Below are 12,082 nucleotides of genomic sequence, written 5' to 3'. Positions count from 1 at the left end.
GTTTTTTCATTGGGTATACTGGATAAAAAGGAAGGGTGGTCAAATGAAGGTGCTTGGGATTCCAGTAGATGGTGTAAAGACCGGCGAGAATGATCCTTATGTCGAACTCGATGTAAAAGATGTGTATAAGATAAAGGAGAATGAAAAAGGAATTGCGGTGTTTTACACAGCGTTTGGGGAGTTTTTTGGATTGGCATTTTCAAATGATTGATCTAAGCTCTAGGTCATCTAGGGCTTTTTTTGTTGGTTCATAATGTCAATTAACATTACCATACTCTCAGATACTATCTTATAATAATCTTATATTACTATAAAGGGTGGTGCAAAGTGAGTCAGTCTTTAACTTACATATTATTTAGTACCCTCGATGCTGCAGTTGTTAATGCTTTGATCCTAAAGATATATAAGCAGCCTTTATTAAGGTACAAGTATAAAATACTTGTTTTATCCGTAGCATTAGTAATATGTTCATTTTTAATGAGGACTGTAATTAAATTACCTGCTTTGGATTTGCCCTTGCAATATATCATATTTGTAATGTTTTACTATTCCGTGTTGGAATACCGGCTGCATTATGCAGCATTTATTATCGGATCAGGATTATCGGCATACATATCGATCCAAATGATTGCATACTACTGTTTGGCCGCCATAGGGATAGCTGATAAATCAGTAATATTTGCATATACGGGGTTCCCTGTTAACGCTATTCAATTATGTTCTATTGTTGTTGGTGCAGCCATTGCCTTATTCCTATGGATGACGGGAAGAGGATTTTCATTCATCATCGTGCCGCCTCATGATACATTCAGAATTAAGTATTCGGAGTATAGTCATCGAATTGTTGTTATTTCGGGAATAATATCGGCAGTAACGATATTCCTGACTTTATTAATAATCCTGTCTCAGAATTACATATTGCTCATGATACTTTCATTAGCAAGCTTTGGCATTGCTTACTATTACTCGGATCGGGGAGATTACGAAAGTGTTAGAAGCGATATCGAGATACATTGCAATAAAATTGAAGAAGAACAACCCTGAAAGTGATGTTGATGTAGAGGTTTTAGAATATGGAATTGCAATGAAATTAAATAAATATGGAGTAATCTTGATCACAGTTACTTTAGGGACTATCTTCGGACATCTATATGAATCTATACTAGCATTAGTGGCATTAGCTGCTAGTAGAAGGTTTTCTGGTGGGGCACATTTTTCTTCACTAACTGCGTGTATGATCATATCCTCATTATTTTGTGTGATAACGCCTATGATACTCCTATCGAAAACGACTGCTGTTGTTTTGACTTTGGTATCCGTTTGTATCTATTATTTTCGAGCTCCAAATTGGTTTGAGGAACTTACTGTCCCCAAAAATGATATACTGTATAAGTACATAGCAATGTTGATAGCAAGTGGTAACTTAATCCTGCAATCTAGTGTGATAGCGATTGTTTTCTTTGTACAAGCCTTAACATTACTACCGAAAGGAGGTGTCAAGGATGAAAAAGAACATTGAAATGTTTCTCATGAAACGATTGGAGAAAAGTGCTGAAAAAGAAGCGAAAAAAAGCAAAGATCGTTTTCGGTGCGAAGAAACTCCCAACAGCTTTGAAGAACGTAAAGCATGAAAATTAAAATGGTACTCTGAAAAGTTCATCATATCCGGCAATATAATGCTTTAGCAGCCGTATACATCACTTCAGTGAAATTAGTGACGGTGAAGAGCATAGTTGGATATTGCTTGGACAGAGCATCCCTTTTTTGGCAAGTCCCCATTAAATCCTCACCAAGATAATCTCGCTGAATAAATCAACATGTAAAGAACGTCTAAAATCTTAATGTAATAAGGGTTTTGCGCAAATTAAAACGGGTGCCCTATTGCTAGGACACCCTCATGGGAGAGGAGAAACCGGACGAAGAGCTTATGGGGAAACGTAAGTCTTCTCCGCGGTTGTCTACGACATTCGATGATGTCGATACTTTAATGATTGCCCGATTGGGCAGAAATATACATGTCGAAAAAAAATTGTAGGGCTCGATAAATGATGCCGCTTTCTCACATCCTATAACCAAATGGACCTGCCCGGCTGTATAAGCAGGGTTGATGGTCACATAGGTAGGAGGAGATCGAGTTGAGGCATCTGATTATATACGCACATCCCAATCCGAACAGCTTCAATCATGCCATTATGGAAATGGTACAAGCTGAATTGGAGGATCAGGGACATGCCGCATTGGTTCGCAACTTGTATGAAATGGAGTTCAATCCGGTGCTGTCGGCCAAAGACTTCGAATTGTTCGGACAGCATGAGCTGCCCCCTGATATTGAGGAGGAGCAGGGTCATATTACGTGGGCAGATCATATCATCATGATTTATCCAATCTGGTGGGCAAGTATGCCTGCTATTATGAAGGGGTACATCGACCGTGTGTTTTCGTATGGCTTCGCCTATAAATATGGTGCTGACGGCATAGAGAAGCTGCTGTTAGGGAAGTCGGCGCTGCTCTTGTCCACACATGGCAACACGCATGAGCAATATGAGCAGAGCGGCATGTATGAGGCCATGCAGAAGACGACAGACAGCGGCATTTTTGAATTTGTCGGCATGAAGGTGCTTGTACATCGGTTCTTTGCCTCCGTGACGACAATTGACGATGAAGCGCGCAAGCATATGCTTGTTAGTGTAAAGGAACTGCTGCAGAAACTGCATCGATAAGTTGACATTAATAGGTAAGGCTTCTTATCGGGAACCCTATTTCCGGATAAGGAGCTTTTCTTTTTATAGAGGGATCGTGTGATTAAGAATGCTAAGTCTGAACGAGGACACGTTTTCCTTTTTCAAATTAGGAGAAAATGTGGTACGATAAACGTCGAAATACAAGAAGTTTACCGTTACATACCATCATGATTATACGGATAAGCCGCGCTGAGGCGCATAAGAATGGGTGGAGTGAATTGAGAGTTATTTCAGGAACAGCAAGAGGTCGCTCGTTGAAGCCGGTACCCGGCATGGGGACGCGGCCGACGACAGATAAAGTCAAGGAAGCCTTGTTCAGCATGATCGGGCCGTATTTTGACGGCGGCTGTGTGCTGGATCTGTTCGCAGGAACAGGCGGACTTGGCATCGAGGCACTAAGCCGTGGTGCGGAACAAGCGATATTCGTGGACAAGGATCCCAAGGCTGTCGAAGTTGTGAAGCACAACGTTCAGGCGGCAGGGGTCGCGGAGCAGAGTGAAGTATACCGCAATGATGCCAAACGGGCGATTAAGGCATTAACGAAGCGTGATATTTCATTTGAACTTATTTTTCTTGATCCGCCTTATCGATTGAAGGATGCGGACGAACTGCTGGAAGGCATGTGGAATGACGGGTTAATCTCGAAGGATGCGACGATTGTCGTTGAGCATGACTCGAAGCACGAATATCCCGAAGAGATCGGTCCTCTCTACGTATGGAAGAAAACAGAGTACGGAGAAATTGGAATTACGGTATATCGGGTCAAGGAACAGACAGAGAAGGAAGCTGAGCTTGAACAGGACGCATAAGCTTCTAACCATATGTGGAAATGAAACGTGCAGAAGAATTTAATCTGCTGTAGGGCATAAGGAGGATCCATTGTCATGACGGAACATACAGAGCAAGTGCATGAGCCGCGCATTGCGGTGTATCCGGGAAGCTTCGATCCGGTTACACTTGGGCATCTTGATATTATACAACGAGCGGCTAAGCAATTTGATAAGCTCATCGTAGCGGTGTTGAACAATTTGTCGAAGCAGCCAACGTTCAGTGTAGAGGAACGGAAGGAGCTTCTTGGGCAGATTACTCAGCATATCCCGAATGTGGAAATTGACAGTTTCCGTGATTTGCTGGTCAATTATATGGAGCAGAAGCAGGGCCATGTGATCGTGCGCGGCATTCGCTCTGTCACAGACTTCGAATATGAGCTGCAGATGGCTTCCACGAATCAGAAGCTTAACCCACGAGTGGAGACGATCTTTATGATGACGAATCCGAAATATTCCTATCTAAGCTCAAGCATGGTCAAGGAAATTGCGAAATTCAATGGTGACGTCAGCGAATTGGTGGCACCTGAAGTAGAATTGGCACTGCGTGATAAATACAAAGATACAAAGTAAGCAGCAGGTCCATGTCGCCAGTATGAATCAACGGTCGATATGGACTTTTTTGTTTAGCCTCGGGTGAACAGCCGTCCAACGGTTTGTGCCAGTACGAATAAAGTGAATAGGAATAGACAGGCTACGGGAATGAGCATGGAAGCTTGAGCCCATATTGGCAAATGACTAATGAAAGTCAATAACGGAAGCAGGCTGCTTGCTTCCGCGATCACAGGCGCATCATAGGCATTTGATGGGGTGGTTGTGAGCGTACATAATGCTGACATTGCTGAATCTGATGATTGGAGCAGGGAATGAAGTGGCGACCATAGCATATAAGTAAGCAGAAATGCACATAAGGCATGAAGCAGACGGGATAGTATAAAATGGCCGAAGCGAAGATCCGTCGTCTTCATAATGCTGTGAACTTGAAGAAGAGCACTGATGCCGCTCCAGGCAATAACGGAACTGAGCAGCGCTGCTTGAAATACAGGAGATGAGAACGCTGCTGAACCGAGCGTATACGCTGCTAAATTTACTTCAAGCAATCCGTTCAAGATATACTTGCCAAGCTCCTGCGGAATTGCGATGCGCAGCACTTGAATGATAACGGAGAATATCATCATATAGCCGCCGACCATCATTAAGGTTTGGACAGCTGAAGTAACGGACTCGCCCAGCATTCTGCCGAAGGGACGGCCATCTTGACGATGGGCGCCTTCCATCTGCCCAATGATCCGTTGGTAGAATTTCTGGTGAGATTTCGATAGTGAAGCAGATGTGCGTAATGGTTGCGACTCAGGGCGCATGCGATGAATGAAGCGCAATAGAAGTGTAGTTAGGATAGAGGAAGCCCAGTGAATTATTGCGATGATTAGCCCAAGCTCAGGCTTCTGCATAAACCCAACACCTACGACTGCTATAATAAAAAGGGGACTGCTCGTATGGGACAGACAGAGCAGCCGCTCAGCTTCCTGACGAGATAGAACCTGTTGATTGCGCAGTTGGGCAACAGCCTTGGCTCCTGCTGGATAGCCGGCCGTCCAGCCGACCGCCCACGCCCAGCCGCCAACTCCAGGCAGACGGAACAACAAACGCATAAGGGGATCCAACAAGGAACCAAGTCCATGGACGAATCCATAGGCATAGAGCATTTCAGACAATACTAAGAACGGCAGTAATGCCGGGAATATAATGTTCCACCATATTTTCAAGCCTTGAAGTGATGCTTGGAATGCTTGATCTGGATACGATACAATGCAAATAACGAGAAGAACTGCCGTACTTCCCATCAACAGCGTCGTTAACGGGTGTTGGGATAGCGGCGTTCGAAATGAAAACATGATGTTCACCTCTTGCAACAGTATTGGAAGTAGGGTACTTCCACATATGTACGTACCAAAGACAGGCTTTAGACCAGTTTGTACAACGAAGCAGGGGCGAGCGGAAGCAGCAGGAGGGAATGCAATAATGGAAGAAGAAGCAATACGTGACAGCCAAGGCTCGAAGCGTTGGCGATTAGGCAGTTGGAAATGGTTCTTTGCAGCACTTTTGTTCTTGTATGTCATGGTGTATATGCCGACACCATATGTAATATATACACCGGGCAGTGCCGAGCAGGTGAAGCCGATGGTAAGTGTCCAAGCTGGAGACGATACAGAAGAAGGGACATTTATGCTTACCACGGTGCGCCGCACATATGCGAACCTTGCATTGCTATTATGGAAATCATTTGACCCGCACGCCGAGTTTGGGAAGAAGGCGGATTCCCTACAAGGAAGAAGCGAACAGGAGTATGTTACTGAGCAATTGTTCAACATGAGTGATTCCCAGCTAGGTGCGGTACTGGCTGCCTATAATCAGTTGAAGATTCCGTACCAATTGAAGTCCGAAGGCGTGTATGTTATTTACAACTACCCGAACCTTGCGCACAATGAGTTCGAGACCAATGATCGTATCATCGAAGTCGATGGTAAGCCGGTCAATGATTTCGAAACATTACAAGCGGTTATGAAGGGCCGCAAAGCGGGAGAAACGGTGCAGGTCAAGGTCGAGCGTGACAAGAAAGAGAAACTTGTAAAGGCGACATTGGTGGAGCTCATGGATCCGAATAAGAAAGAGGAGAAGCGAGTTGGCTTTGGTCTTCGATACGGACAACGCAAGGAAGCTATACCTGAGGATATAGGGAAAACCATAACCTTCAAAGACAGTGACATTGGCGGTCCATCCGCTGGGCTTATGTTTACCTTAGAGCTGATAAACCGCTTAACCCCAGGAGACTTAACTGAAGGCTATCGGATAGCAGGAACAGGAACGATTGAACCTAGCGGGAATGTAGGCGTGATTGGTGGCATTCAATTTAAGGTTGTGGCTGCTGATCGTGAGAAGGCGGCACTGTTCCTTGCTCCAGAAGGCAATTATGCGGAAGCGAAGGCGAAGCTCGAAACGATGAATACGAAGATGAAGCTGGTATCGGTACGTACGGTGGGCGATGCACTGGACGCAATTCAGAAGTTTGGCGCCGAGCAGAAGGCTGCTCAGTAATCGTATAGAGTCAAGCGAAGGGCTCGTGGAATAGGTAGCGGCGAGCTCTAATAGCATGAAGCACAGCTTGTCTGATCATGGAGTGGGCAACTATCATGCTGCCGATAAGAGGGTATACAGGCTGATATCTTCTCAATATGAAATAAGGGCTAGATAGACAAAAGATCGAGGTGGGGGACAGATGCTCCCATGCTCGATCTTTTGTGCTTATTCTTCCCTTAGTTTCATTGATGTCGCCGAGGTGACTCGTAATAGTCCCGATAAGCATCACGAGCATTCCAACGCCCAAAGGCGTTCGCATACAGCGATGTTGCTCGGATATCAGCTTCCAGGCCGCAATAACCTCCGAGATTGATGTTATCGCGATTCACGCTTAACACAATCGGCAGTTCTGCGCTTTGCTTCATTCGCTTCAGCAGGGCGCGTCCTCTGTCCGTGAACCCAAGAACTCTAATGTACCAGGGCCCTTTCTTCAAGCCATCGGATCCAAAATGGAACTTGTCATGGTGAAGCAAAATATGCGCTAGCATCCGCTGGAGCTTCGTTCGGGTATAGCGCTTCGTCTTGAGCTGCTCAAGCAGGGATTCCACGCGTTGTGCTGTCATTTGGCCGAGTGCCTGTTTCACTCGGTGCTCGAGCCCTTCCGTGACCTCTAGATGACGTGAAATGGCTTCAGGAGACAACTGATGAAGCCGATATATCAGCTCACGCGTATAACAATCCCAGCTCATTGGTGCTCTGCCGAAGCGATGCTCCTGTTCAAGAATACGCAGTGTGCTTGGCGGCAAATATTGTGCACATGTCTCGAGAGTGCCTTCTTCCGTCCATAATCGTCTAATAGCAGTTGCGCTCGCGATTGAGCCTTCTGGTGCTTCCGTATCATGGTAGCCGGCCTGTGAGCGAGCAATCGTGTGCGGTTTGATAGTGCTATTCAATCGGCGTAGTGCCATTACATAGTGCAGGCCTAGGGAATTGTTGGGCTGCGCCATCCAGCCTGCAGCCTGGGATGAAGAAGGGCTGGTGCGGCTTGCCGTCATTGCTTGTCCTGCTGCCGCGGCATAAGCAGCTGGGTAGGTTAAACCTGCCTTCAGATGCTCCTGCAGCTGATCTGTGAAGCCCGAAGGCTCGTTGACGAGGATATCTGCTGCACGTAAGAACGGTTCTACATCACCAAGCTCGCTGCCGAAGCAGAGAGCGTCAACTACGCCTGTTGCTTGCAGGGTGGCAACTGCGCCGTAGGCGAACCATTCCGCAGGCTGAACAGCATAGGCAACAGGCAATTCAAGGACAAGGTCGACGCCATTTGCAAGTGCCATATCCGTTCGTGACCATTTATCAGTCAAGGCTGGTTCGCCACGCTGTAGGAAATGTCCGCTCATGACAGCGACCACCGCATCGCAATTTGAAACTTTTTTCGATTGCTGGAGATGATATACATGACCGTTATGCATCGGATTGTATTCAACGACGATTCCGAGCGTTCTCATTCACGTCTCTTCCTTTCAGGCGCTGAATGCGGTAATATGGTATCTCAATAGTATCTTTAGTAGATGCAATGAATGCTTATTGACGGATCTCTTTCCCAGACAATCCGCGGGTAATGATAATCAAATCATACCATGATTGAATGGTTTTCCATAGGAAGGGGAATCGCGCTCCGGCTCTGGCAAACTGTCAAACGAATTTGGTTGACAAAGCATGACGTTAATCGCTATAATTAATTTTGTTTGTTTGGAGTGATAGTATGGAATTTCGATTTCGAGACATAGTTGCTGGTAGAGGGGAAACGCAGATTGATACGGCATTTCGTGCCGATGAGGTAGCGCGTGAGCGCTCTGATGTTGCCATTTCTGAACCGGTTCATGTCGAACTGTCGGTAAAGGCGGAAAGTGATGGGTTCGCTCGAGCTCATGGCAAGCTGACCGCTAAGATGGAACTGCAATGCTCGCGTTGTTTAACATCGTTTACCGAGACGTACGTTATTCCGTTTGATGAGCAGTTCAAGCTGAAGGACTCTACTGATCTTCCCGCTGAAGGAGATGAGGAGGACGTCACTACGGTGGCGGACGACCTTGTCGACTTGAAGCCTTACGTGGAAGAGGCGCTCTTAATGAACTTGCCGTATGCGCCGCTATGCGACGAGGCGTGCAAGGGTTTGTGCCCGACTTGCGGCACGAACCGCAACGAACATCCATGCGGATGCTCGAATGAGCGAATCGACCCGAGACTGGCGGGGTTACAAGATTTCTTTAAGAAATAGAAAGCTGACAGTAGAAATAACACGTAACTTGGGTAAGGAGGTGTAAACATGGCAGTACCTCAAAGAAGAACGTCGAAAACACGTCGTGACAAGCGCCGTACGCACTTCAAATTGTCCGTACCGGGCATGGTAAAATGCGAACAATGCGGTGAGTTGAAATTGGCGCACCATGTATGCAAAGTGTGCGGAACATACAAAGCTAGAGAGATTATCAAACAATAATCGTATATCTATGCGGGAAAAGTAGTACTTCGTGATCTCACGGGTGCTACTTTTTTTGTTCTCTTGTCCTGGATAATACTAGGAGGAATAGAGTGGGTATAAAAACTGGTGCTTTCCTTTAGAACCATTTTTATATATACTACTCTTAGTACCAGGTTCTAAATACCTTTTTTCAAATCGATGAAAATGATCTATGATATACATAAGGGTTGGACAGTCAGCAGTTATGCGGCAAGCCAAGCCTTTAGCATATTGGGCAACGAGCAAAGGTGGTGCGGGACATCGAGCGTTTACCTAAGAGACAGCGTCAGCAGCAGCTGGCCGCAATCATTGAAGAGAATCCATTCGTGACTGATCAGGAATTAACCCGCAAGTTGAAGGTGAGTATCCAGACGATTCGGCTTGACCGGATGGAGCTCGGGATTCCTGAATTAAGGGAACGATTGAAGCTAATGGCAGAGCAATCCTACGATCAAGTAAGATCCTTGCCGCTACATGAAGTTATTGGTGATATTGTTGACCTGCAGCTGGATCGCAGTGGGATATCGATATTTGAAATCCGTGATGAACACGTCTTCTCGAGAACACATATCGCACGCGGTCATCATCTGTTCGCGCAAGCGAACTCGCTTGCGGTTGCGGTCATTAATGACGAGATTGCTTTAACGTCATCAGCGGATATTCGGTTTCTTCGTTCCGTGAAGCTGGGAGAGAAGTGTATCGCGAAGGCGTATGTACGCTCAATCTCAGGCGAGCGAAGCAAAGCGAAGGTGGAAGTGTTTAGTTATGTGGGAGAAGAAATGGTGTTCCAAGGGAACTTTGTCATTTATCGTTCGGCAGGAACGGTGATTAGCAGCGAAGGAGGAGAACTGCATGAGAATCGCCATTGATGCGATGGGTGGAGATCATGCACCGAAGAGCAATGTAGAAGGTGCATTGGCGGCAGCGAAGGAATGGTCGGATGTTGAACTGCTGCTTGTGGGAGACGAAGCAAAGCTCACTCCGTACATGACCACTTCCCCATCTAATGTGCGCATCATTCATGCGCCAGATACAATTGAGGCGGATGATGAACCGGTTAAGGCAGTTCGTCGCAAGAAGGAAGCCTCGATGGTTGTTGCGGGACGTATGGTTCGTGAAGGTGAAGCGGATTGCATGATATCGGCAGGCAATACAGGAGCGCTGATGACGACAGGCCTTCTCATTGTAGGCCGTATGAATGGTGTGGAGCGGCCTGCACTGGCTCCGATGATCCCGACGATGGATGGCAGGGGCGTGCTAGCGCTGGACTTGGGTGCGAACATGGATGCCAAGCCTGAGCATCTTGCGCAGTATGCCTTAATGGGCAGTATTTATCGCGAGAAGGTACATGGCATGGCGAAGCCGCGCGTCGGACTGCTGAACGTAGGTACAGAGGCGATGAAGGGCAATGAATTGACGAAGCTGGTCTATCCGCTGCTCGCGGAGCTACCGATTCAATTCGTAGGCAATGTCGAAGCCAGAGACGTATTGGAGAGTACTTGTGACGTACTCGTATGCGATGGATTCGCTGGCAATGTCATGTTGAAATCGCTGGAAGGAACGGCAAGCTCATTATTTGGCGTGCTGAAGCGGGAATTCACGCGTACATGGTATACGAAGCTTGCGGCAGCGATGTTGATGCCAGCACTTAAGGGCTTGCGCAAGACGATGGATTACAAGGAACATGGCGGAGCTCCGCTGTTAGGTTTGAACGGACTTGTAATTAAGGCGCACGGCTCTTCAGATGCGCGAGCCGTTCATAATGCAGTTCGGCAAGCACGTTTAGCGCTGCAAAATGATTTGATCGAGACGATTTCTATGGGAGTCGGCGGAACTAACAGTGGGAAGTGAGTGATGCGTGATGAGCTTACGGTCAGTAGGTATCATTGGGACAGGTAAGTACGTACCCGAACGTGTGTTGACTAATGCGGACATGGAGAAAATGGTCGATACAAACGATGAGTGGATTGTATCACGAACGGGAATTAAGGAGCGCCGGATCGCGGCAGAGCATGAGGCAACCTCTGACTTGGCTTTTTATGCGGCGGAGAAGGCCCTGCAAGCGGCAGGCATTTCAGCAGAAGAATTGGACTTGATTGTCGTAGCTACTGTTACACCAGATATGTCCTTCCCGTCCACCGCTTGTCTTGTGCAGAAGCGACTTGGAGCGACGAAGGCGGCAGCATTCGATTTGTCGGCAGCATGCTCTGGATTTGTATATGGACTTGCTAATGCAAGCAACTTTATTGCAATGGGCACATACAAGTATGCACTTGTAATCGGTGCAGAATGCTTGTCGCGCATCACGGATTACACGGATCGCAATACTTGCATCCTGTTCGGAGATGGTGCGGGTGCAGCGGTGCTTGGTCCAGTACCAGAAGGCCGAGGATTCCAATCCTTCGTGCTTGGCGCGGACGGCAATGGCGGTGAACTTCTGAAAATTGAAGCCGGCGGTTCGCGTATGCCTGCGTCGGCAGAGACGGTTGAAAACAAGCGCCATTATCTTTATATGAACGGGCGCGAAGTATTCAAGTTCGCTGTTCGCATTATGGGAAATGCGGCAGAAGAAGCGCTTGAGAAGGCTGGGAAGAAAAAGGAAGATATTAGCTTGATGGTCCCACACCAGGCGAATACGCGGATTATCCATGCAGCTCTGGAGCGGCTGAACCTGTCGGAGGACAAATGCGTTATTAATTTGCCTTACTATGCGAATACGTCGGCAGCTTCCATCCCGCTTGCACTTGCGGAGGCTGCAGAGCAAGGCCGCATTCAAGAGGGAGACACGATCCTGCTCGTTGGCTTCGGCGGCGGCTTGACATGGGGAGCTTCGGTTATCGTTTGGTAGAGGGATGTCCTTCTCCGTGATTAAGGAAAACACAGTTCTGATTTATACTCATTCATGGATAAGATTA

15 protein-coding genes are annotated in these 12,082 nt (G+C 47.0%); 13 read left to right on the top strand and 2 right to left on the bottom strand.

Annotated elements, in window-relative coordinates; translation table 11 throughout:
- The 7 genes from AZ66_RS31190 to coaD form a co-directional block, all read left to right on the top strand.
- The coding region (locus AZ66_RS31190; protein ID WP_231586708.1) for a hypothetical protein at nucleotides 1-211 on the top strand (211 nt) is incomplete at its 5' end.
- A gap of 116 nt (nucleotides 212-327) precedes the next feature.
- Entirely contained in the window at nucleotides 328-1,044 is a 717-nt protein-coding gene (locus AZ66_RS31185) for a hypothetical protein (protein ID WP_044353497.1), read from the top strand.
- Nucleotides 989-1,519, top strand: coding sequence for an accessory gene regulator ArgB-like protein (locus AZ66_RS02820; protein ID WP_044353496.1), 531 nt, complete (start codon nucleotides 989-991; stop codon nucleotides 1,517-1,519). The genes AZ66_RS31185 and AZ66_RS02820 overlap by 56 nt, the downstream gene beginning before the upstream one ends.
- Nucleotides 1,503-1,631, top strand: coding sequence for a hypothetical protein (locus AZ66_RS33255; RefSeq protein ID WP_269433049.1), 129 nt, complete (start codon nucleotides 1,503-1,505; stop codon nucleotides 1,629-1,631). The genes AZ66_RS02820 and AZ66_RS33255 overlap by 17 nt, the downstream gene beginning before the upstream one ends.
- Nucleotides 1,632-2,135: 504 nt before the next feature.
- Nucleotides 2,136-2,720, top strand: a complete 585-nt coding sequence (locus AZ66_RS02815) for an NAD(P)H-dependent oxidoreductase (RefSeq protein ID WP_044353495.1) — start codon at nucleotides 2,136-2,138, stop codon at nucleotides 2,718-2,720.
- A gap of 239 nt (nucleotides 2,721-2,959) precedes the next feature.
- On the top strand, nucleotides 2,960-3,550 hold the full coding sequence (rsmD, locus tag AZ66_RS02810) for a 16S rRNA (guanine(966)-N(2))-methyltransferase RsmD (protein WP_044353494.1): 591 nt from the start codon (nucleotides 2,960-2,962) through the stop codon (nucleotides 3,548-3,550).
- Nucleotides 3,551-3,625: 75 nt separating this feature from the next.
- A complete protein-coding gene (gene coaD / locus AZ66_RS02805) occupies nucleotides 3,626-4,141 on the top strand; it encodes a pantetheine-phosphate adenylyltransferase (protein WP_021256607.1) in 516 nt (171 codons plus the stop codon).
- A 53-nt stretch (nucleotides 4,142-4,194) separates the two neighbouring features.
- Here the strand turns inward: coaD and AZ66_RS02800 are convergent, their stop codons facing one another.
- Entirely contained in the window at nucleotides 4,195-5,463 is a 1,269-nt protein-coding gene (locus AZ66_RS02800; RefSeq protein ID WP_044353493.1) for a nucleoside recognition domain-containing protein, read from the bottom strand.
- Nucleotides 5,464-5,509: 46 nt separating this feature from the next.
- Here AZ66_RS02800 and AZ66_RS02795 point away from each other — a divergent pair, with 46 nt between their 5' ends.
- Nucleotides 5,510-6,664: a YlbL family protein gene (locus AZ66_RS02795; protein WP_231586707.1), complete on the top strand. Its 1,155-nt coding sequence runs from the start codon at nucleotides 5,510-5,512 to the stop codon at nucleotides 6,662-6,664.
- A gap of 224 nt (nucleotides 6,665-6,888) precedes the next feature.
- On the opposite strand, the gene AZ66_RS02790 is transcribed toward AZ66_RS02795, so the two are convergent.
- Entirely contained in the window at nucleotides 6,889-8,151 is a 1,263-nt protein-coding gene (locus tag AZ66_RS02790) for a nucleotidyltransferase (protein WP_044353492.1), read from the bottom strand.
- 257 nt (nucleotides 8,152-8,408) lie between these two features.
- On the opposite strand from AZ66_RS02790, the gene AZ66_RS02785 reads away from it, so the two are divergent.
- From AZ66_RS02785 to AZ66_RS02765, 5 genes are all read left to right on the top strand, one after another.
- On the top strand, nucleotides 8,409-8,924 hold the full coding sequence (locus AZ66_RS02785) for a YceD family protein (RefSeq protein ID WP_044353491.1): 516 nt from the start codon (nucleotides 8,409-8,411) through the stop codon (nucleotides 8,922-8,924).
- Between the two features lie 48 nt (nucleotides 8,925-8,972).
- Nucleotides 8,973-9,146 carry a 50S ribosomal protein L32 gene (rpmF, locus tag AZ66_RS02780; protein WP_019424932.1) on the top strand — a complete coding sequence of 58 codons (174 nt, stop codon included), beginning with the start codon at nucleotides 8,973-8,975 and terminating at the stop codon, nucleotides 9,144-9,146.
- A gap of 269 nt (nucleotides 9,147-9,415) precedes the next feature.
- Nucleotides 9,416-10,036: a transcription factor FapR gene (fapR, locus tag AZ66_RS02775; RefSeq protein WP_028531217.1), complete on the top strand. Its 621-nt coding sequence runs from the start codon at nucleotides 9,416-9,418 to the stop codon at nucleotides 10,034-10,036.
- Nucleotides 10,020-11,018 carry a phosphate acyltransferase PlsX gene (gene plsX, locus AZ66_RS02770; protein WP_044353490.1) on the top strand — a complete coding sequence of 333 codons (999 nt, stop codon included), beginning with the start codon at nucleotides 10,020-10,022 and terminating at the stop codon, nucleotides 11,016-11,018. Before fapR ends, plsX begins: the two co-directional genes overlap by 17 nt.
- Nucleotides 11,019-11,028: 10 nt before the next feature.
- Nucleotides 11,029-12,015, top strand: a complete 987-nt coding sequence (locus AZ66_RS02765; RefSeq protein ID WP_021262506.1) for a beta-ketoacyl-ACP synthase III — start codon at nucleotides 11,029-11,031, stop codon at nucleotides 12,013-12,015.
- Nucleotides 12,016-12,082 lie beyond the last annotated feature (67 nt).

Origin of the sequence: Paenibacillus sp. E194 (assembly GCF_000935845.1) — a bacterium.
GTDB lineage: Bacteria > Bacillota > Bacilli > Paenibacillales > Paenibacillaceae > Paenibacillus_B > Paenibacillus_B alvei_B.
This window is presented reverse-complemented; position numbering and strand designations above follow the sequence as displayed.